The 19,281-nt window shown below is 61.9% G+C and carries 21 protein-coding genes; 6 read left to right on the top strand and 15 right to left on the bottom strand.

Annotation, left to right across the window (positions count from 1 at the left end):
* Positions 1–64: 64 nt before the first annotated feature.
* A complete protein-coding gene (locus J3O30_RS06970) occupies positions 65–988 on the bottom strand; it encodes a peptidoglycan-binding domain-containing protein (protein ID WP_207583514.1) in 924 nt (307 codons plus the stop codon).
* Entirely contained in the window at positions 960–2,501 is a 1,542-nt protein-coding gene (locus J3O30_RS06965) for a HAMP domain-containing sensor histidine kinase (RefSeq protein WP_207583513.1), read from the bottom strand. Before J3O30_RS06965 ends, J3O30_RS06970 begins: the two co-directional genes overlap by 29 nt.
* Positions 2,502–2,952: 451 nt before the next feature.
* Between J3O30_RS06965 and J3O30_RS06960 the strand changes: the two genes are divergently transcribed.
* Together J3O30_RS06960 and J3O30_RS06955 are read left to right on the top strand one after the other, a co-directional pair.
* Positions 2,953–3,447 (top strand): DUF5330 domain-containing protein, encoded by a 495-nt coding sequence (locus tag J3O30_RS06960; RefSeq protein WP_207583512.1) that lies wholly within the window; start codon positions 2,953–2,955, stop codon positions 3,445–3,447.
* A gap of 304 nt (positions 3,448–3,751) precedes the next feature.
* Positions 3,752–4,174 (top strand): SufE family protein, encoded by a 423-nt coding sequence (locus J3O30_RS06955; protein WP_207583511.1) that lies wholly within the window; start codon positions 3,752–3,754, stop codon positions 4,172–4,174.
* A 204-nt stretch (positions 4,175–4,378) separates the two neighbouring features.
* On the opposite strand, the gene J3O30_RS06950 is transcribed toward J3O30_RS06955, so the two are convergent.
* From J3O30_RS06950 to J3O30_RS06910, 9 genes are all read right to left on the bottom strand, one after another.
* The gene (locus tag J3O30_RS06950; protein WP_007626776.1) at positions 4,379–4,810 is read right to left on the bottom strand and encodes a MucR family transcriptional regulator; all 432 of its coding nucleotides are present in this window, start codon (positions 4,808–4,810) and stop codon (positions 4,379–4,381) included.
* A 438-nt stretch (positions 4,811–5,248) separates the two neighbouring features.
* On the bottom strand, positions 5,249–5,581 hold the full coding sequence (mnhG, locus tag J3O30_RS06945) for a monovalent cation/H(+) antiporter subunit G (protein ID WP_207583510.1): 333 nt from the start codon (positions 5,579–5,581) through the stop codon (positions 5,249–5,251).
* Complete coding sequence (locus tag J3O30_RS06940; protein WP_207583509.1) at positions 5,578–5,931, bottom strand: cation:proton antiporter; 354 nt, start codon at positions 5,929–5,931, stop codon at positions 5,578–5,580. The genes mnhG and J3O30_RS06940 overlap by 4 nt, the downstream gene beginning before the upstream one ends.
* The gene (locus tag J3O30_RS06935) at positions 5,928–6,401 is read right to left on the bottom strand and encodes a Na+/H+ antiporter subunit E (RefSeq protein ID WP_207583508.1); all 474 of its coding nucleotides are present in this window, start codon (positions 6,399–6,401) and stop codon (positions 5,928–5,930) included. The genes J3O30_RS06940 and J3O30_RS06935 overlap by 4 nt, the downstream gene beginning before the upstream one ends.
* A complete protein-coding gene (locus J3O30_RS06930) occupies positions 6,398–7,972 on the bottom strand; it encodes a Na+/H+ antiporter subunit D (RefSeq protein WP_207583507.1) in 1,575 nt (524 codons plus the stop codon). Before J3O30_RS06930 ends, J3O30_RS06935 begins: the two co-directional genes overlap by 4 nt.
* A gap of 250 nt (positions 7,973–8,222) precedes the next feature.
* Positions 8,223–8,600 (bottom strand): Na+/H+ antiporter subunit C, encoded by a 378-nt coding sequence (locus J3O30_RS06925; RefSeq protein ID WP_207583506.1) that lies wholly within the window; start codon positions 8,598–8,600, stop codon positions 8,223–8,225.
* Positions 8,600–9,040, bottom strand: coding sequence for a Na(+)/H(+) antiporter subunit B (locus J3O30_RS06920; protein ID WP_207583505.1), 441 nt, complete (start codon positions 9,038–9,040; stop codon positions 8,600–8,602). The genes J3O30_RS06925 and J3O30_RS06920 overlap by 1 nt, the downstream gene beginning before the upstream one ends.
* Positions 9,040–11,403, bottom strand: a complete 2,364-nt coding sequence (locus tag J3O30_RS06915; RefSeq protein WP_207583504.1) for a putative monovalent cation/H+ antiporter subunit A — start codon at positions 11,401–11,403, stop codon at positions 9,040–9,042. Before J3O30_RS06915 ends, J3O30_RS06920 begins: the two co-directional genes overlap by 1 nt.
* 126 nt (positions 11,404–11,529) lie before the next feature.
* Positions 11,530–11,745, bottom strand: coding sequence for a hypothetical protein (locus J3O30_RS06910; protein WP_207583503.1), 216 nt, complete (start codon positions 11,743–11,745; stop codon positions 11,530–11,532).
* A 187-nt stretch (positions 11,746–11,932) separates the two neighbouring features.
* On the opposite strand from J3O30_RS06910, the gene msrB reads away from it, so the two are divergent.
* Positions 11,933–12,346, top strand: a complete 414-nt coding sequence (gene msrB, locus J3O30_RS06905) for a peptide-methionine (R)-S-oxide reductase MsrB (protein WP_207583502.1) — start codon at positions 11,933–11,935, stop codon at positions 12,344–12,346.
* A 192-nt stretch (positions 12,347–12,538) separates the two neighbouring features.
* Here msrB and J3O30_RS06900 read toward each other — a convergent pair whose 3' ends face one another.
* The 4 genes from J3O30_RS06900 to J3O30_RS06885 all read right to left on the bottom strand — a co-directional run bounded on the left by J3O30_RS06900 (position 12,539) and on the right by J3O30_RS06885 (position 15,183).
* Positions 12,539–13,240, bottom strand: a complete 702-nt coding sequence (locus tag J3O30_RS06900) for a pentapeptide repeat-containing protein (RefSeq protein WP_207583501.1) — start codon at positions 13,238–13,240, stop codon at positions 12,539–12,541.
* A 120-nt stretch (positions 13,241–13,360) separates the two neighbouring features.
* Positions 13,361–13,870 carry a GNAT family N-acetyltransferase gene (locus J3O30_RS06895; RefSeq protein ID WP_207583500.1) on the bottom strand — a complete coding sequence of 170 codons (510 nt, stop codon included), beginning with the start codon at positions 13,868–13,870 and terminating at the stop codon, positions 13,361–13,363.
* A 99-nt stretch (positions 13,871–13,969) separates the two neighbouring features.
* A complete protein-coding gene (locus tag J3O30_RS06890; RefSeq protein WP_207583499.1) occupies positions 13,970–14,638 on the bottom strand; it encodes a hemolysin III family protein in 669 nt (222 codons plus the stop codon).
* Positions 14,639–14,763: 125 nt separating this feature from the next.
* Positions 14,764–15,183 (bottom strand): universal stress protein, encoded by a 420-nt coding sequence (locus tag J3O30_RS06885; protein ID WP_207583498.1) that lies wholly within the window; start codon positions 15,181–15,183, stop codon positions 14,764–14,766.
* 186 nt (positions 15,184–15,369) lie between these two features.
* Between J3O30_RS06885 and J3O30_RS06880 the strand changes: the two genes are divergently transcribed.
* The 3 genes from J3O30_RS06880 to J3O30_RS06870 all read left to right on the top strand — a co-directional run bounded on the left by J3O30_RS06880 (position 15,370) and on the right by J3O30_RS06870 (position 19,074).
* Positions 15,370–16,335 carry a VOC family protein gene (locus J3O30_RS06880; RefSeq protein ID WP_207583497.1) on the top strand — a complete coding sequence of 322 codons (966 nt, stop codon included), beginning with the start codon at positions 15,370–15,372 and terminating at the stop codon, positions 16,333–16,335.
* A gap of 261 nt (positions 16,336–16,596) precedes the next feature.
* The gene (locus J3O30_RS06875; RefSeq protein ID WP_207583496.1) at positions 16,597–17,763 is read left to right on the top strand and encodes an AI-2E family transporter; all 1,167 of its coding nucleotides are present in this window, start codon (positions 16,597–16,599) and stop codon (positions 17,761–17,763) included.
* An 18-nt stretch (positions 17,764–17,781) separates the two neighbouring features.
* Positions 17,782–19,074, top strand: a complete 1,293-nt coding sequence (locus tag J3O30_RS06870) for an FAD-dependent oxidoreductase (RefSeq protein WP_207583495.1) — start codon at positions 17,782–17,784, stop codon at positions 19,072–19,074.
* Positions 19,075–19,281: the final 207 nt, after the last annotated feature.

The following is a 19,281-nucleotide window of genomic DNA, read 5'->3' as shown; positions in this document are numbered from 1 at the left end:
AGACAACATCGCCAGGCCCCTGAGGCTGCGAGAGTTTCCGGTCATGGTAAGGGCGGTTTCGAGTTTAAATCGCGCCGATTTCCTTGAGTTTTTTCAGAACCGCCTGGTTTGGCTCGCCATCTTCGAGCAGGTTGTAGTGCTTCTGGAAATGGCGGATGGCCGCGCGGGTCTGCTCGCCGGCGACGCCGTCGACGCCGACATTGGCATAGGCCATGTTGGAAAGACCCTTCTGGATCTTCAGCACCAGGTCGACATTGGTGATTTCGCTTGATGGAACCTGCTTTGCGGATGACGAAGCGGTTCTGACGGTCTTCTCGGCGCTGCGGATCGCCGCTGCCACCGGGTCTTCCGCCGCCGCCTTCGAGCTCACATCCTCGGGCGGCTTTTCCGCGGGCACGGTCGATGGGCCGGCGGCATCGGTCTTCAGCGCCGCCAGTACCCCGGGTGTCGGATCGCCGGTCTGGACCATGCCGACGGTTTCCTCGAAGAACAGGATGGCCGCACTGGTGCGGGGGCCGATGACGCCGTCGGGTATGCCGTTATAGAGGCCACGGCGCACCAGCTGCTGTTGGATGTCCATGACAAGTTGGTTCGGCTGCTGGCCGGGCGCGGCAGGCGCCGGCGTTGCGTTGGTGGTGGTCGCGGTATCCTCCGGCCGTTCGATCCGGAAGGTGGTGACGTCGCCCTGCTGCTCCTCGGCTGGGCGGCGGGCGCCGAGCACATTTGGAGACTGCGGATCGCGGGTGCGGAAAATCGGATGCGGATGCAGGCCCGGCTGATACCAGAGCGCGTTGGCGGCGACGAAGGAGAAGATGACGACGAAGGTGATCGTGCCGCCGGCAACCGAAGGATTGCGGCCGATGACGCCGCCGAGCACGGATGCGCCCTGCAGGCTGAGACCGCCCAGGGCGGCGGCACCTGACATCAGGAGGCCCGGCTGCTGCCGTCCCCTTTTTCCCTTAGGCGATTTTCGCTTGCGCGCGGCCATCGAAACGCCCCTCCCCCAGTTCTGCACCTGTATGGACCGCGCCCTTCAGCCGCGGCGGGAACTCGACAGTCGCGCCATGACCGGCGTCTTCGGCGCACACGGCGCCCGAGCCGTCCACCGCGATCTCGATGGTGATGATCGTGCCTTCGCCGGGCTGGCTGGCGATGGCGAAATGCCCGCCATGCAGCGCCACCAGCCCCTTGACCAGGGAAAGACCAAGGCCGGTGCCTTCGAAGCGGCGGGTATAGTCGTTCTGGATCTGGACGAAGGGCTGGCCGAGCAATGCCAGCTTGTCGGCCGCAATACCGATGCCGGTATCGCTGACCGTTAGCTTGAGGATGCCGTCGCGCGCCGCCGCATCGACCGAGACGACGCCGCCTGCCTCGGTGAACTTGATGGCATTGCCGACGAGATTGATCAGGATCTGCTGGATGGCGCGCTGATCGGCGACGATCTCGCCGAGACCGCGCTGGATACGGCTGGTCAGCGTCAGGCCCTTGGTCTTGGCCTGCAATGCCAGCATCGATTCGCAGGATTTGACCGAGCTTGATATATCGAAGGCATCGAGGATCAGCTCGTAACGGCCGGCTTCGATCTTGCTCATGTCGAGCATGGTGTTGACGACGGACAAGAGGTGCGCGCCGGATTCGCGCACAAGGCCGACATATTCGCGCTGGCGATCGTTTTCGAACTTGCCGAAATATTCTCCGATCAGGATGTCGGAAAAACCGAGAATAGCGTTCAGCGGCGTGCGCAGCTCGTGGCTGACGGCGGCGAGGAAGCGCGATTTGGCGTCGTTTGCCGATTCGGCATCGGCGACGCGGTTTTGAGCCTCGGCACGCAGCTGCTGTTCGACGGAGACATCGTGCAACTGGGCAATGACAGCGGCAAGTTCGCCATCGGCGTCGCGCCGGGCCGTCATGTCCATTCTGAGATAAGCGAACTGGCGTTGATCACGCGCGACCGAGGGGCGGTCGATGCGCAGATCGACGCATTGAGCATCCTCGCCCCGGCGCAGGCCATCGAGCGCCTGCAGGAAAAGGATGCGGTCGGAGACATGCACCTGTTCCAGGAAACCCCTGCCCTTGGGATCGCGCATCCAGGCGAGAAAATCGCGCCGGTCACGGCCGCCGACAGTCGCCACGCTGCCATGCGGGTCGAGGAAGAAGACGAGGCCGGGGGTGGCGGCAAGGAAGAAATCCTCGGCCGATTGCGTCGCGATACCGGCGGATGAGCCCTGACGGGCGAGCGCGATGCTGCCGACGGCGGAAAAGAGAAAGGCAGCGCAGACCATGGCGACACCTGCCGGCAAGGCGACGGCCGGACTGGTGACCGCCGAGAGGCCGACAGGAGCGGCAATAAGAGCGGCCGATGAGAACAGCACGAGGCGGCGCAGGATCGCGAGCTCGCGTTGGCGCACGGCTTCGCCGCCGCCCGTCCGGGAGAGCCAGCTTGTCGCCGCCCGGTCTACGAGGGCCGTCACCCAGCCGCCAATGTTACTCAATACACGCACGCAATACCCGCCCGAAAGGCTGTCTATCGATCCGGACAATAGGCCTTGGCGACTTAAAGAAAGGCTAAGGCAAAAGCGCTGTTCACAGCCCGAAACCCCCGAAATTCCCGTTTTGAAGCATCTGGAAGGCTCTTTGCCTTTTGTGGTTAATAGCAGGTAAGCGACGGATTTTCCTCATATTTCAGCATTGCATTAACTCCTGTGGCAAGGCGAGCCGGCAAAAGCCCTGCAATTGCAAGCAGGTGCTGCCCTGATGCTTAACGGCGATCGCTCGCATTCGACTAAAATGTCCGTCAAATACCGTTCGCTAAAATTTGAACTAAATTTGCCGCAAATGCCCGTGAGTTTCGAAAAGCGGCGTTCGCAACTTGGCGGTAGGGTGAAAACACACCGGACAACCGGCCTGATTCGGCGACAAGAACCGGACGGGAAAACAGGATGGGCAACGACAATGTGGTTTCTGATCAAAGGATCCTTCTGGTTTGGCCTTGTGCTCGTGCTTCTTTCCGTCTTCAGCACGGAGAGTTCCGACAAGCTCGCCAACGGCCCGCAATTGCAGCTTTCCGACGCGTTTACGGCGGCAAGCGGCGCCTATGACTATCTCACAGGCATGTGCTCGGAAAAGCCCGAGGTCTGCGCCAAGGGCGCCGAAACCGCCACGGCGCTCGGCTACCGGGCCCGTGAAGGCGCTCGCGTCGCCTACGAACTTCTCGACAGCCAGTTAAAGGACGAGGCGCCGGCGACCGCAAAGCGCGCCGAACCGCAGGTGCCGGTGGCGCTCAACATGCCTTCGCTGGCCGCACCTGCAATCCAGGAAAAGCTGCGTGAGGCAAAGGCCGCGCTGAACCAGCCGATGCCTTACCGGCCGCCGGTCGAGGATGACGCCTCTGCCGAGACCGTTGTCACCGGCGCGATCCCGCTACCCACGCCGAAGCCGGCGATCTGATTTTTCTGAACTTGCATCGGTGGTCCGCATGACGCGGAAATGCCCCATGCCTGACGTGCCTGCCCTGTTTAATTCAGCATGTTGCTGCGCCGTGAGGATGCCCATCCCTCGCGGCGTTTCTTTTTATCTTTGTGTACGCAATTCCGGACGAAAAACCGCTTCGCACTTTTCCCGGAATTGCTTTAACGGTTCAAATCCGCCGATCTTTCACCTATATGCACATCTAGAGCATTTCCTGACGCATTCCGGACCCGAACCGCTGCGCAGCTTTGTTGGAATTGCTTGAATCGTGAAAGGCTTCTCCATGGCATCCCTCGACCAGATCATCGACGACTTCGCCTTCCTGGACGATTGGGAAGACCGTTACCGCTATGTCATCGAACTCGGCAAGGCGCTGCCCGACCTGGCCGAGGAGAAGCGTACGTCCGAAAACAAGGTAATGGGCTGCGCCAGCCAGGTGTGGCTGGTGACGCATACGACAGGCGATCCCGACAACCCGGTGATGAGCTTCGAGGGTGATTCGGACGCCCATATCGTGCGCGGCCTCGTCGCCATCGTGCTCGCCACCTATTCCGGCAAGACGGCATCCGAGATCGCCGGGCTCGATGCCTTCGAGATTTTCTCGAAGATCGGTCTGGTGGAGAACCTGTCGTCACAGCGCTCGAACGGACTGCGGTCGATGGTCAACAGGATCCGGGAAGAAGCAACGATTCGCGCCGCGGCTTGAAGTGTTTGACGGGCTTTGCCAGATCCCGGGCCAAGCGATTCGCACAGCGCCGGCTCAGCGGATCAGTATATTAACACTTGCTGATAGTACAGGAATACAGTCTGCGGCCGCCAGCGAAGCATAGAGCAGCGCCCCCGCCTCGAGCGCATACAGAAAAGCCGGGCACAAGACCCGGCTTTTGTCGTTGGTGGCTTTCGAAAAAGCTCAGCCGCGGCCGCGCTTGCGGCGCTGACCCAGGCCCATCTCCTTTGCCAGGCGCGAACGCGCTTCGGCATAAGCGGGCGCTACCATCGGGTAGTCGGTCGGCAGGTCCCACTTCTCGCGGTAGTCTTCCGGCGAGAGGCTGTGATGCGTCATCAGGTGACGCTTGAGGGACTTGAAGTTGCCGCCGCATTCCAGACACGTGATCTGCTCGTCCTGTACGGACTTGCGGACAGAGACTGCAGGCTTCTGTTTTTCGACGATGGCCGCAGCAGGCTGCGGTACGGACGTGTTGCTCAGTGCCGAATGCACGTCGGAAATCAGATTTGCCAAGTCGCTGACCGGGACAACATGGTTGCTGACATAAGCCGCGACGATGTCGGCCGTCAGTTCCACAAGCAGCTCCGGCGCATTGCCGGTCGCCATTTCCGTCATATTTTTTCTCCTGTTAGCATGCTCAAACGGCCTTTGACTGTTACGTCAAAGACCCGCCTCGTAGAAGCGAACAGCAAAAGCACATGACCGACCTTCTGTTTCGAAAAACGCGAAATCCACCCCTAGATTCCGAAGAGCGAGACCTGTTCTTATACTGCCTGACTGCAAACCACTACGTCATGCCCCAGGCGATGGCCGCAGTTTAGACATAAAAAATCAAAACTGAGGGACTTGGAAGCAGTACGATTGTAACTCACAATCAGAACTCTACTTGCATTTTCAAATAGCATCGTTTGGCCAAAAGGCCAATTATTATTTGTCGTTTTTCTTGAGAAAAAATGACAGATGAAGAATTAAGGCACCCACGGGCAAGCTTTACTCACAGGTTCCTGTGCATAAGTTTTGCATAAATCTGGTAAAGCAGCGCACAGCATAGGCTCAGCGCTTGTGCATATCGTCGCGGACCGAAACAGCCCCGAGCTCATATCCCGAGAGGTGGGCGGCTCTGGCCAACAGATGGGCAGAGACCGGCGCCGTCAGCAACAGGAAGACGAAGCCGGCAATGGCGCGGACGAGAATCGCCAGGTCCTGCGAATAGAGACCGGCGGCAAGGAGCAGCAGCCCGGCGCCGACGGTACCCACCTTCGAGGCCGCGTGCATGCGGGTATAGAGATCGGGCAGCCTGACCAGGCCGATCGCCGCCGAAAGAGCAAAAAACGCACCGGCGATCAGCAGCAGAGCGACAATGGCAGCCAGAATATAATCGATCATCGCTTCTTTCCTCCCGCATGACGCCCTTTCGCGCCGGTCTTTACCGGAGAGGCAGATGCCGGCGATTTGATGTTGCCGCGCGACAGCACGAATCGGGCGAAGGCGACCGTCGCCAGGAAGCCGACGAGGCCGAGCGAGATGGCGATATCGATATAGAGCGAAAAGCCTGTTTTGATCGCGATGACGGCGATGAAACCGATAGCGATGCCCGTCAGCATATCGAGGGCGAGGATGCGATCCGGCAATGTCGGGCCGGCAACGACGCGCCAGACCGTCAGAATCGACGCCAGGCCGAGGATGACAAGGGCAGCCGAGGATGCGACCGCGATAATGGCGGCAGGTGTGATCACCGGAAAGCCTCCATGATCTTGCGTTCGAAACCATTGGCGATATCCCGCCTGGTTGTCTCGGGATCGGAGCAATCGAGCGCGTGGACATAGAGCGTGCGGCGATCGGTGGAGACATCGACCGAAAGCGTGCCGGGTGTCAGGGTGATGAGGTTTGCGAGCAAAGTGATCTCGAAATCACTCGTCACCGTCAGAGGGAAGGCGAAGATGCCCGGCTTCAGCTTCATATCAGGCGAGAGGATGGTGAGCGTGACTTTCCAAGCCGACAACGACAATTCCTTCAGGAACAGAGCGGCGAGCGAGAGCACCAGACGAGCGCGGCGCAGATATCCCGTGCCGCCGAAAGGTTCGCGGATGACGGCCAGCGCCAGGGCGCCAAGCAGGAAGCCGAAGACGAGATTGTGCAGCGAGCCGCTACCGGTAACGGCGACCCAGGCAATGGCAAGCAGCAGGTTGAAGAGAAAGGCGATCACCGCGCGTCTCCGGGGAAGACCGAATGGAGATAGGCCGCTGGATCGGCAAGACCGGCAGCGGCCGATTGCGACAGCGCCAGCAGCTGTTCCGGCAGGATGCCGAAGCCGATGGTGAGCGCCGTTAATGCCGCCAGTGGCAGGCCGGTGCGCCATCTGGCCTCGGACGGCATCAGTTCTACCGGCGCCGGGCGCCAATAGGCGAGCAGGAAGAGGCGGCCGAAGGCGATCGTCGTTAGAAAACCGCCGACGAGGATTACGGCCGCCAGCCACCAGTCACCGAGATCGAGCGAGGCCTTGACGAGAATGACCTTCGGCCAGAAGCCGGAAAAAGGCGGTAGGCCGCAGGCGGCAAGGAAGAGAACGAGGGAGAGCGCGGCGAAGGCGCCGCTCTGCCGATAGAGCCCGCCGAGCTCGGACAGTAAAAAGCCACCGCCACGCCGAGCGATCTCGCCGGCAGCCAGATAAAGCGCCGTCATCAGAACCATGGAATGGAGCGCATAGAAGACCGCGCCGCTGACGCCGTCAATGCCACCGCCTGGGCCACCGCCTGGGCCACCAAGGGCGACGCCGGCGAGCATGTTGCCGATGCCCGAGATGACGACATAGCCGAACAGCCTGCGGATATCGTTTTCGGCAAGGGCGCCGAGAGCGCCGACGACAATGGTCGCGGCGGCGGCAAGCGCGATCACCAGGCTCAATTCCTGTCGCTCTACCGGCAGCAGCATGACCATCACCCGGATCAGTGCGTAGATCCCGACCTTGGTGAGTAGGCCGGCAAACAGCGCGGAGACCACGATGCGCGGCGTATGGTAGGCGGCGGGCAGCCAGAAATTAACCGGGAAGGCTGCCGCCTTCATGCCGAAGGCGAGCAGGAAGAGGCTGGCCAGGGTCATCAGCGGCGCGGTACCGCGCAAATCCTTCGCCCTTGCCGCGATATCGGCCATGTTGAGCGTACCGAAGGCAGCATAGAGGATGCCGACGCCAATCAGGAACAGCGTCGTGGCGATGAGGTTCAGCACCGCATATTTCAGCGCACCGTCGATCTGTTGACGTTCGGAGCCAAGGATGATCAGGCCGAAGGAAGAGATCAGCAGAACTTCGAACCAGACATAGAGATTGAAAACATCGCCAGTGAGAAAGGCGCCGCTGACACCGGCCATCAGCAACATGAGCAGCGGAAAGAAACCGTACCGCCGGCCACTTTCGCCGATATCGGCAAGCGCATAGATGCCGGCGGCAAGCGCCACAAGGGCTGCGGTGAAGGCCATCAGCGCACCAAGGAGATCGACAGTGAAGGCGATGCCGAAGGGCGGCAGCCAGCGGCCCATGACCATGGTGAGCGGCCCTTCGGCCGAAACCTTGGCGAGCAACGCCGCATCGATCAGTGCCAGCATCGCAAGGCCTGAGATGGCGAGCCATGCCTGCAGGCGGGGATGGTTGCGCAGCATGAGCAGAACAGCACCCAGCGTGATGCAATGGGCGACCGGCAGGATCACCAGCCAATGGCCGATGGGAACCGGGGCGGTGATCAGGGCGGCGGCGAGATCGACGGTGGAGGTGGGAGCGGCCATCAAGTACGGCCCTCGGCATCGCAGGGGGCGTACCGTGGCGCACCCCCCTCTGCCCTGCCGGGCACCTCCCCCAAAAGGGGGGAGGTCGGCAAGACGCGCCCGCTTCCCGATATATTAATTGCACCCCCATCCGCTTCGCCCATCCCAGGCATCTGACCAGGGTGAGATTTCGCCCCCAGCCGATCTCCCCCCTTGTGGAGGAGATGCCCGGCAGGGCTGAGGGGGGTAATCACCGACACCGACATCCGCCTCAATACCCCAATGGCGGCAGCGGCCGGTCGTCGGGCTCGGCGGCGCGCATTTCGCTGGTGTCGTCGGTGCCGAGGTCCTGATAGGCGCGGTAGGTCAGCACCAGCAGGAAGGCGAGGAAGGAGAAGGAGATGACGATCGCCGTCAGGATGAGGGCCTGCGGCAGCGGGTTGGCCGTGCCGGCAGGCAAGGCGTCGAGACCGGCCGGGATGATCGGCGGCACCCCACGCGTCAGCCGGCCGCTGGTAAAGAGCAGAAGGTTGACGGCATTGCCGAGGATGGCGATGCCGAGCATGATGCTGATCGTGAATTTCGATAGCATCAGATAGATGGCTGCGGCGAAGAACAGGCCGACGAGGATCGCGAGAAGCGGTTCCATCATTCCATCTCCTTTTCTTCCAATGCCACTTCCTTTTCTTCCAATGTCAGGGCGATCGAGGTGATGGCGCCGAGCACGACGAGATAGACGCCGATGTCGAAGAGCATGACGCTCGACAGCGGCACTTCGAGACCGAAGAGGTTCGGATAGATCCAGAGGCCGGTCATGAAGGGAACGGCGAAGAGAATGGAGAGAAGACCTGCTACCGTCGACAGCAGCAGGCCGAAGCCGGCAAGCGACAGCAGATGGAAAAACAGCGCGCGGCGAACGGCGGCAACCCCGCGGGCAATGCCATAGATCGCCAGTCCCGAGGCGGCGATCAGCCCACCAATGAAGCCGCCGCCCGGCTCGTTGTGGCCGCGCAGCAGCACGAAGACCGAAAATAGCAGCATCAATGCCGTGAGGAACGGAGCAACCGTGCGGAAAATCAGGGTGTTCATCAGCCCTCTGTCTCCACCGCAGGGTCATTGGCCGCAAGTTTGCGCTCGGTGCCGGCGCGGATGCGGATCAGCGCAAGGATGGCAAGGCCGGTGACGGCGACGACGGCGATTTCGCCGAGCGTGTCGGTGCCGCGGAAATCGACGATGATGACATTGACGACATTGGCGCCGTGGGCAATCGTTTTCGAATAGGCGTTGAAGAATACCGTCAGCGCGTCGTTGAACGGCACCTGGGTCGCCCGCAGCAGCAGAAGCGTGAAGCCGAGGCCGCAAATGAGTGCAAGCGCACCATCGAAGACCCTGCGACCGAGCGGGCGCCCGTCGGCCGGCAAAAGACGGAGCCTGGTCATGACCAGGGCGAGAATGACCACCGACAGAGTTTCGACCATGAACTGGGTGAAGGACAGATCCGGCGCGCCGAACAGCAGGAAAATGATGGCGACGGCAAAACCCTGGATGCCGAGCGAGACGATCGCCGTCAGCCGGTCGCGGGCAACGAGCACGGCGGCAAGGCCGAAGGTGGCAATCAGCAAAACCGCCCATTCATAAAGCTCGACATCGGCCGGCCAGGCGGGAGGGTGCGGCAGCTCACCGTAGACGATAGGGGGAATGATGAGGATGGCGGCGACTGAGAGGAAGGTGCAGGCAACATAGGTCTGCAGCCGCCCCGGCTGGAGAACACGCATGGTGCGGGCGGCGAAGCGAACAAGGCCGGATATGGCAAGGTCGAAACCGTGATCCGGGCCGCTCCCGGCGGCGCGCAGGAAGACAACCATCAAAAAGCGGGCGCGATCGAGCTGCCAATAGACGCCGATACCAAGCAGCGCGGTCAGGGCGGAGAGCGCCAACGGCCCGCCGAGATGCGGCGTCAGCGAAATGTCGATCTCTACAGGGTCCTGACGGATGGCGGCGGCGATGGAAGAGGACAGGACGGCGTGAGTGAAGTCTGAAAAGATCGCGCCAAGAAAGCCGAGGGAGGCGAGAACGGCCGGGCCGAGCCAGAGCAGCACAGGCGCTTCGTGCGGATGGTTCGGCGTTTCCGCCGGTTGGCCGAGAAAGGGTTTCAGCGATACCGCGAAGGCGACGGCGAACATCAGCGCGTTGCCGAAAACGGTGATTGCGGTGAAGGTCAGCGCGCGGACATCGCCGCCGACCAGGGCCGTATAGATCTCCTCCTTGGCGAGGAAGCCGAAGAATGGCGGCAGACCGGCCATGGAGAACGCCGCCGCAAGCGCAATTACCCATGTCAGCGGCATCGCCCGCATCAGGCCGCGGAGCCTGGTGATATCACGTGTGCCGGTCTCGTGATCGATGATGCCGGCGACCATGAAGAGCGCGCCCTTGAACAGCGAATGCGCCACCAGATAGAGCGCCGCCGCCTCCACCGCATGTTCGGAGCCAAACCCGATCAGCATGACGAGCAGGCCAAGCGAAGAGACGGTGGTATAGGCGAGCTTGAGCTTCAGGTCCGTCTGGCGGATGGCAAGCGCGGTGCCGACCAACAGCGTCAGCCCGCCGAAGAAGGGCAGAAGGATTTCCCAGGCCGGCGTCGCCCCCATGACCGGGTTGAGCCGCATCAGCAGATAGACGCCGGCTTTCACCATGGTGGCCGAATGCAGGTAGGCAGACACCGGCGTCGGCGCCTCCATGGCGTTCGGCAGCCAGAAATGAAAGGGAAACTGCGCCGACTTGGTGAAGGCGCCGCCAAGGACCAGGATGAGAGTGGCGAGATAGAGCGGGCTTTCGCGCACGGCATCGCCAAATCCCATAAGCTGCGACATCTGCGTGACGCCTGAGATGTTCCAGAGCAGCAGCAGGCCGGCCAGCAGGCAGAGCCCTCCCCCGCCGGTCACCACCAGCGCCTGCAGGGCGGCGCGGCGAGCCGCCTGACGCTCGTGATCGAAGCCGATCAGCAGGAAGGAGGTGATCGATGTCAGTTCCCAGAAGATGAAGAGCATCAGGAAACTGTCGGAAACGACGACGCCAAGCATGGCGCCCATGAACAGAAAGATGAAGGAGAAGAAGCGGCCTTGATCCTTGTGTCCCTTGAGATAGCCGCCAGCATATAGCACGATCAGGGTGCCGATCCCGGTGATCAGCAGCGCGAAAGCCAGCGACAGGCCATCGAGGAACCAGGAGAAGGAGAGATTGTAGCTCGGCACCCAGGAATAGCCGCCGGTGACGACCTCGCCGCGCGCAACCTCGGGAACGAAACGCAGGAAATGCAGGAAGGCGAGCAACGGAGCGATCGCCAGGAGCCAGGCGCCGTTAGCGCCGAAGATGCGGATGACGAAGGGGGCGGCAAGAGCGCCGGCGAGCGGCAGACACAGGGCCAAAAATGTCAGAGCCGTGACATCGGCCATGTCTCCTCCTCTACCAGCAACAGACGAAAGCCGGAGAAAACCGGCTGCCCTCTGACTTAGGCGAAATGGTAGAGCGTCTCAAGCAATTTCGATCGGAGGGCGAAGGGGCGCAGCGATGGTGATGGATCAGGCCGCCGATCGAGAACGGCGCGTCAGCAGCCGGGCGACGAAACCGTGCAGGATGAAGATCAGCAGCGTTAGCGGCCAAAGCAGGCAGGCGAAAAGCCCGGCGAGACGATGGAGCGTCAAGCCGTCATGGTTGGCCCAGCCTTCCAACAGCGTGACCGCCAAGGCGGCCACGGCTACGAGGCCGTAGAGCAGGACGATTGCTGCTTCAAACACCAGTGATCCCCAATGCACGTAACATTAACCCTAACAGAAACTCCCTAACGGATGTAAAAGCAAGCGTCTTCCCCCAATTGCGGTATGCGGCCAATCTCACGGCGCGCCGCTCTAGACTTGATGAACTGACGACGGCACACCACATTTCTCGCGAAACGGAACCGCCCCTCGGCGAAAGGAGCATGGCATGTCCGAAACTGCAACCACCGCCAAGATCCATAAGACCGATGCCGAATGGAAAGAGCAGCTCACCCCCGAGCAGTACCGCATCACGCGCCAGCACGGCACCGAGCGCGCCTTCACCGGCCCCTATTGGGATTCCTTCGAGACAGGACTTTACCGCTGTGTCGGCTGTAATGCCCCGCTTTTCCGCTCCGACACGAAATTCGATGCCGGCTGCGGCTGGCCGAGCTATTTCGAAGCGGTGTCGCCGGATGCGGTGACCGAGCATCGCGATACGGCCTTTGGCATGGTGCGCACCGAAATCCGCTGCGGCAACTGCGAAGCCCATCTCGGCCACGTCTTTCCCGACGGCCCGCCGCCGACCGGCCTGCGCTACTGCATCAATGGCCATTCCATGGTGTTCGAGGCTGGGAAGTAAGCGTTCGGCGCAGAAGCCAGTCTTGCCCCTCATCCGCCTGCCGGCACCTTCTCCCCGCTTGCGGGGTGAAGGTGGTGTGCCGCACCCTCTCCGTTCCCCACAAACCTCTCGTATGGCAAGCCCCCTCGCCCCGTTTACGGGGAGAGGGTTAGGGTGAGGGGCAGCGTCCGGCGCTAACCGGCCCCCGCCCAATCACTCGTGTTCGGCAGGGCATGGCCAGGTTGTCGGCGCCGAAAGGCCGGCCGGCAGCTTGGTCGAGGCATCGCCGCAGGCGAGATCGATCTGCGCCTGTTCGAGCCCGGCTGCGGCCGAGAGGTCAAGGCCTTCGATGCGGGTCAGGAACATGAAAGCGCGCTCGAATATCGGCGGGCCTTCGAAGGTGGCGCCGGAGAGATCGGCACGGGAGAGATTGGCGAACGAGAATTTCGTGCCCGTCAGCACCGCCTTGTCGAAATCGGCGCGGCCGAGCTCGGCCTTTTCGAAGCTCGCGCCGGCAAGCGTGGCGCCGGCGAAATTGGCCCGCTGCAGTTCGGCGCCGGCGAAGGAGGCGCCGTCGGCGGCAATATTGGCGAAACTGGCGCGATAGGCCTCGATCTTGGCGAAGTTGGCGCCTTCGGCGTGGGCGCCCTCGAGTGAGGCACGCACCAAAGTTGCCTTTTCGAGATTGGCGGATTTGACGTTGGCGCCGGCGAGATCCGTCAGCGAGAAATCGGTGCCGACGAGGTCGGCGCCTTCGAGATCACTGCCCTGCAGCATCAGGTTCTTCTTGGTGCATTCCTGCCAGTCGAGCTTCGGCGAGGCCAGGCTGCCGCAATCGGCCGCCGGGGCGGCAACCGGCGCAAATGCCAGAAGGACGAGGGCAAGGAGACCGAGCGACGATCCGTGCATTGCCATTGAACTGTTCACCTCCATACCATTCTGAGGCCGCCTCGCGCGAAGCAGGCTGCCTCCACTTTCTTACACAGCTCAGACTACAATAAAAAGATGGCGCGCCCTTCACAATGGGATGCCGGATCAGTCCAGAGGCAGGCGAAGCTCCATGCAGGTGAGGTCCAGCCAGCGGCCGAACTTGGTGCCGACCTCGGAAAATCTGCCGGCAATGCGAAAACCAAGCTTTTCATGCAGCCTGATCGAAGCGGTGTTCTCCGCCTCGATGCCGGCGATCATCACGTGGATATTTCCTGCCGCAGCACGGGTGATCAGTTCCCGCATCAGGCGCTCGCCTATGCCGGCGCCGCGGCAATCCTTGTCGACATAGACGGAATGCTCGACGGTGTGGCGGTAGCCATCAAAGGAGCGCCAGTCGCCATAGGAGGCATAGCCCGCGACCCTGCCTGCCAGCTCGGCGACGATGACCGGAAACCCGCGGCCCTTGCGCGCCTTCATCCATTCCTGGCGGTTTTCGAGATCGACCAGCGTATCGTTCCAGATCGCCGTCGTGTGCTCGACGGCGTGATTGTAGATATCGCGGATGGCTGGGAGATCGGCTTCGGTGGCATCGCGGAGGAGGACAGCGTCTGTCATGATTGCCCGTTCGTATTGTCTGCGAAAGGGGCATACGCCCGGCCTCGAACGATGTAAACGGCGGATGCGAAATACCGGCGACTTTGGGCACGGCCGTGATTAGAGGCCCGGCCCCGGCAGGCTAAAACAGGTGAAGACGGCCGAATAATGCACCGCCGCGGCGGTGACGACGAAACCGTGCCAGATGGCATTCTGAAAGCGCAGCTTCTCCCAGACATGGAAAATGACGCCAAGCGAATAGATGACCCCGCCGATGACGATCAGCAGCATCGAGGTGGAGGGAATGCGCGAAGCGACAGGCCCGGCCACCAGCACGCCGCTCCAGCCCATGGCGAGATAAAGCAGGATGGCAACACGGTCGTAACGGTCGGGAAAGACGCATTTCAGGATAATGCCGGCGGCGGCGAACAGCCAGATCGCAACCAGCATGAACAAGAGCAGCGGGTCGTCGGCGCCGCGTTCGAGAAAGGGCGTGTAGGTGGCGGCGATCAACAGGAAGATCGCCGAATGATCGAAGCGGCGCAGGTACCATTTGGTGCGCGAGACCGGCCAGGCGTTGTAGGAAAAGGAAATGGCCAGCGTCAACACCAGCCCGACGCCATAGATCCAGGCGGCAGCGAGCGCGCCGTAGGAGCTCCAGAGCGTGGCGTAGAAGATCAGCATGGTGGCCCCGATCAGCGCCAGCACGAGACCGACGCCATGGACGATACCATCGGCGATTAGTTCATATCTGTCGTAAGCCCAGCGAATGCCGTTGAACTCGGCCATGCCCGCCAATCCGTTTCAGACCCCGACTGCAATCGTCGCATCGAACCGACGGGTGCGCAACTGCGGCAAAGCGCACGGGCGGTAAATCTTCGTGACAGGCTGATTGACGGCGAAGCAGCTACGCATCAAACCTTCTGCCGGTCGACCAGCACCGAGCATTTGGCGTGGCGCACGACCCGGTCGGCGGTGGCGCCGATGAAGTAATTGGAAAAGTCCGGAACATGCGAGGCGACGATAATGAGGTCGGCTCCGTGGCTTTCGGCGGTCGAAATGATCGCTTTGGCAGGTGGGCCGTTGCGGATCTCGACGGTTGCCGCAATTCCGGTTGCGGCGATCAGCGCTTTTAGCGTGTCGCGGCTGTCCTGCATGGCGTCCTCGACCATATTGGCCGGCAGTTCGATCGCGACATAGGTCGGCACATCCTCGATGACGTTGAGCGCTACGATCTCGCCGCCGTCGTCGAGCAGGGACGCGGCCTTGCGGAGGATCGTGCCTCCCTTTTCGATGCCGCCGAGCGCGATCGCCACGATGATCTTCCTGTACATGGCTTCCCTCCATGACTGAGATGCATAAGCTTCCTCTAAAGAAGATATGGACGCTTTGACCGCGATCAAGTGGACGTCATCGTCAACACCTGCTCAACGCTTCATCTTCAAAAACGGATCTTCTGTGAACAATCGGAATCCGCCATATAGGGATCAGGTACGGCAGCCCAGAGGATGCAGAGGCGGATGAATCGACGAAGCTTTCTCGGCCTTGCCATGCGCGGCACATTCGCCGCCACCGCCGGCGCGCCGTCCATTCTACAGGCCAGATCAGGAGCAGGAGAACAATCCATGACGACCGAAACTTCCTATGCGCTGACGCGGCCAGCCTATATCGACCAGTCGCATCTCGTGGTGACCGACCTCGCTGTCGTTTCCGGCTTCTATCAATCGATGCTCGGGCTGAAGGTCATCGAGAAGACGGCGAGCGGGCAAGTGCTGGGTGTCGGGGATCTGCCGCTTTTGACGCTGACGACTGCCAAGGACGCCGCAATCGCGCCGCGCAATGCCGCCGGCCTTTTCCACACCGCCTTCCTGATGCCGGATCGGGCGGAACTCGCACGCTGGCTACGCCATGCCGCCAACAATAACGTCGTGCTCGACGGCGCCTCGGACCACCTCGTCAGCGAGGCAATCTATCTGTCCGACCCCGAAGGCAACGGGATCGAAATCTATGCCGACCGGCCTCACGAACAATGGAAATTCGATCAGGACGGCATGGTCGACATGGCAACGCTGCGGCTCGACCTGCAGGCGCTCTATGACAGCGCGGCCGATGAGCACTGGAGCGGCATGGCTGTGGGAACGGCGATCGGTCACCTGCATCTGCAGGTCGGCGACATCCCTAAGGCCGACGCCTTTTACCGCGACGTCCTCGGCCTCAAGCTGATGGCGAGCCGACCCGGCGCGAGTTTCTTTGCGACCGGCGGCTACCATCATCATATCGCCGCCAATATCTGGAACAGCAGGGGTGCTGTCGCACGCGCCGACAATATGACCGGACTTTCGGACTACAAGGTCCGGTTCAACGACAAGGCGACGCTGGATGCGGCGATCTCCAAGCTCGACGCGCTGGAGATCAAGAGCGAGAAGCGCGATGGCGGCGTGTTCCTCAGGGACCCGTGGGGCATCGGCCTGACGCTTTTGGCGTAATTTCCTTGCCGTGACAGATCAGCCTTGATGCATGTCGCCCGGAAGTGCCCGGTGTTTCCGGGCGACATGCATACAAACAAAGGACTAAAGCGCGTCGCATGCATCAAATTTGATGCGACGCGCTTAGCGACTGGAGACGTTCACGCATGGAATGCTCCATGCGCGAAGACACGCGGCAAGCGCCCTGGAGGCCCCCACGGAACCGGAACCGCATCGGCGCGTTTTCGTGACGAAGCAATGAGGCTTCGGGGACCTCACCGCATGGGCATCGCCAACGGCATCCGCAAACAGGCAAAGAAGATCGCGATCGGCGAACGCCGCACCAGCGCCTGGGCGCAGACGCTGAAGGAGGCAGCCGAAGAGCTGCCGCCGCCGCCGCTGCACCGGCTGGAAAAGGACGGTCTCGATATCAGCATGGCCTGGGCGATCATTGGCATCTTCGGCATTCTCGGCCTTGCCGCCGTCTACATGATGTCGCTGATCCTCATTCCGATCACACTTGCCGTCGTCGTCGGGATGATCCTCGGCATGGCGGCGGAAAAACTCAGCAGGATGGGCGTGCCGCGACTGGCCAACGCCTTCATGCTGTCAAGCGGCGTGGCGCTGGTGATCTTCCTGGTGATCAACTCGCTCGCCGGCCCGCTGATGACGTTTGCCAATGAGGGGCCGGCCTTTGCCGAGCGGACCATGGACCGCGTCATGCCTTATCTCGAGCGCATCCAATGGCTGCATATCACGCCGGCGACATTCGAAAGCGGGCCGATGTCGATCGGTGCGCTGCTCGAAAACACCGGCAACGTGCTGCATGTGGTGACGACCAGCCTGACGCCGGCTGTCGTGCAGGGGATGATCTTCTTTGCGGCGCTGCTGCTCTTCCTGGCCAGCCGGGTCAACCTGCGCAAGACGATCATCATGACCTTCCGCACCCGCACGCAACGCCTGGCGGCAATCCGCGTCATCAATGCCGTCGAGCAGGTGCTTGGCTTCTACTTCGCCACAGCCTCGCTGATCTATATCGGGCTCGGCGTCGTCATGACTGTCATCGCTTATACGGGCGGGCTGGCGGCGCCGGTGCTCTGGGGCTTCTTCGCCTTCCTGTCGAGCTTCATTCCCTACCTCGGCATCACGCTGATGACGCTTGCCGTCGCGGTCGCCGGCATTCTCTCCCATGATGACCTCGTCATTGGCCTGATACCGGCCGCGGCCTTCTTTACCGTGCATCTTCTCATGGAAAACCTGATCTTCCCGGCAGTGATGGGACGGCGGCTGGAAATCAACCCTTTCGTCGTCTTTCTCGCCATTCTGTTCTGGACATGGATGTGGGGCGCCGTCGGCGCTATGCTGGCGCTGCCGCTGTCGCTGATCGTCATCACGATCATCGAGGAATTGCTGATCGAGGAAAAGCCGCAGCCGCAACTGCCGAAATGATCAACCGGGGAGACATGCGTGGCCTCTGATCTCGATCTCGACGAATCCGATCACGACCAGATGGTCAGCGGCCGTTCTCTCTGGGGAAAAAGCGGCGTACGGCCGGAGTGGCGGCCGATGGAGCAAAGCTTTTCCACCGACGTCGCCGTGATCGGCGGCGGCATCACTGGCGCTTTGGTCGGCGAACACCTGACGGCGCGCGGTTTTTCCGTTGTTATCATCGACCGGGAGAAGCCCGGTTTCGGCAGCACCGTGGCGAGCACGGCGATGCTGCAATGGGAAATCGACAGCACGCTCATCGAGCTTGAGGACTATTACGGCTTCGAACGCGCCGCCGGCATCTATCGCCGCAGCGGTGCTGCGGTCGCCGGCCTTTCCAAGCTGATCGCCGCAAACGGGATTGCCTGCGGCTTCCGGCCGCGCAACACGCTCTATCTCGCCGAGGGTCGCGAAGGGGCACGCAATCTCCTCGATGAGCGCCAGCTTCGCCGCCGGGCCGGCCTGCCCGGCGTCTATCTCGAACATCCCGATCTCTTCACGCAATTTGAGTTCGACCGGGATGGGGCGATCTATTCACCGGGTTCGGCGGAGTGCGACCCGCTGCTTCTGACCTGGGCGTTGATCGAAATGTCCGTCCGGCGCGGCGCGCGACTGGTGAGCGCCTCCGTCACAGCACTTCACAGCGAAGGCGATCACGTCACGGCGGAGACGGACGGAGGCCATATCATCGAGGCGCGGCGCGCCGTGCTTGCGACCGGCTATTCGATGCCGGGCATCGACATGCCGAAGCTGCACCGCACCAGCTCGAGCTGGGCGCTCGCCACCGTGCCTCAGGACCCGGCAAATTTCTGGCGCGACAGGGCGCTGATCTGGGAGGACAGTCACCCCTATCTCTACATGCGCACGACCGAGGATAATCGCATCGTCGCCGGCGGCGAGGATGACGGCACGGCCGATCCCGAAGCCCGCGACCGCAAGCTGCCGGCCAAGACCATCGCGATCCAGGAGAAAGTAAGGCGGCTATGGCCGAAGGCTGATACGCGGGTGGAACACGCCTGGTGCGGAACCTTCGGCGAAACGACCGACGGCCTGCCGCTGATCGGCCCGGTGCCTGAGATGCCGCATGTGCTCGCCGCCTACGGCTACGGCGGCAACGGCATCACCTTTTCCTATCTCGCAGCCCAGATGATCGGGGCGATGCTCGCAGGCATGCATCGCGACTGGTTCGAGGATTTCGCGCTCGACAGGGATGGGCCGGGGCTGCGGCGGTTTGGAGAGGATAGGTTGGGGGCTGGGAGTGAACTGCGGTAAAGGCTTCGGATTGACTGTTGTGCCGTGCCAGCCCCCCCCTCTGCCCTGCCGGGCATCTCCCCCACAGGTGCGGAGATTGGCTGGACGCAACGGCTTCCCCAAACAACTGGCGTTGCAGCCCGCCGGAGCGGTAAACGAGCGCGAAGGTTTGGCCACTTGTGATCTCCCCACCTGTGGGGAGATGCCCGGCAGGGCAGAGGGGGCTCA

It is taken from the genome of Rhizobium sp. NZLR1 (genome assembly GCF_017357385.1).
GTDB lineage: Bacteria > Pseudomonadota > Alphaproteobacteria > Rhizobiales > Rhizobiaceae > Rhizobium.
Note: the sequence above shows the minus strand (reverse complement) of the source record. Positions and strands in the feature narration are given on the sequence as shown.

What these genes read in the sequence shown, in the direction of transcription:
- J3O30_RS06970 (WP_207583514.1), bottom strand. Translation starts at nt 988, where the DNA reads ATGGCCGCGCGCAAGCGAAAATCGCCTAAGGGAAAAAGGGGACGGCAG.
- J3O30_RS06960 (WP_207583512.1), top strand. Translation starts at nt 2,953, where the DNA reads ATGTGGTTTCTGATCAAAGGATCCTTCTGGTTTGGCCTTGTGCTCGTG.
- J3O30_RS06955 (WP_207583511.1), top strand. Translation starts at nt 3,752, where the DNA reads ATGGCATCCCTCGACCAGATCATCGACGACTTCGCCTTCCTGGACGAT.
- J3O30_RS06950 (WP_007626776.1), bottom strand. Translation starts at nt 4,810, where the DNA reads ATGACGGAAATGGCGACCGGCAATGCGCCGGAGCTGCTTGTGGAACTG.
- mnhG (WP_207583510.1), bottom strand. Translation starts at nt 5,581, where the DNA reads ATGATCGATTATATTCTGGCTGCCATTGTCGCTCTGCTGCTGATCGCC.
- J3O30_RS06930 (WP_207583507.1), bottom strand. Translation starts at nt 7,972, where the DNA reads ATGGCCGCTCCCACCTCCACCGTCGATCTCGCCGCCGCCCTGATCACC.
- J3O30_RS06925 (WP_207583506.1), bottom strand. Translation starts at nt 8,600, where the DNA reads ATGGAACCGCTTCTCGCGATCCTCGTCGGCCTGTTCTTCGCCGCAGCC.
- J3O30_RS06920 (WP_207583505.1), bottom strand. Translation starts at nt 9,040, where the DNA reads ATGAACACCCTGATTTTCCGCACGGTTGCTCCGTTCCTCACGGCATTG.
- J3O30_RS06915 (WP_207583504.1), bottom strand. Translation starts at nt 11,403, where the DNA reads ATGGCCGATGTCACGGCTCTGACATTTTTGGCCCTGTGTCTGCCGCTC.
- msrB (WP_207583502.1), top strand. Translation starts at nt 11,933, where the DNA reads ATGTCCGAAACTGCAACCACCGCCAAGATCCATAAGACCGATGCCGAA.
- J3O30_RS06900 (WP_207583501.1), bottom strand. Translation starts at nt 13,240, where the DNA reads ATGGCAATGCACGGATCGTCGCTCGGTCTCCTTGCCCTCGTCCTTCTG.
- J3O30_RS06895 (WP_207583500.1), bottom strand. Translation starts at nt 13,870, where the DNA reads ATGACAGACGCTGTCCTCCTCCGCGATGCCACCGAAGCCGATCTCCCA.
- J3O30_RS06890 (WP_207583499.1), bottom strand. Translation starts at nt 14,638, where the DNA reads ATGGCCGAGTTCAACGGCATTCGCTGGGCTTACGACAGATATGAACTA.
- J3O30_RS06885 (WP_207583498.1), bottom strand. Translation starts at nt 15,183, where the DNA reads ATGTACAGGAAGATCATCGTGGCGATCGCGCTCGGCGGCATCGAAAAG.
- J3O30_RS06880 (WP_207583497.1), top strand. Translation starts at nt 15,370, where the DNA reads ATGAATCGACGAAGCTTTCTCGGCCTTGCCATGCGCGGCACATTCGCC.
- J3O30_RS06875 (WP_207583496.1), top strand. Translation starts at nt 16,597, where the DNA reads ATGGGCATCGCCAACGGCATCCGCAAACAGGCAAAGAAGATCGCGATC.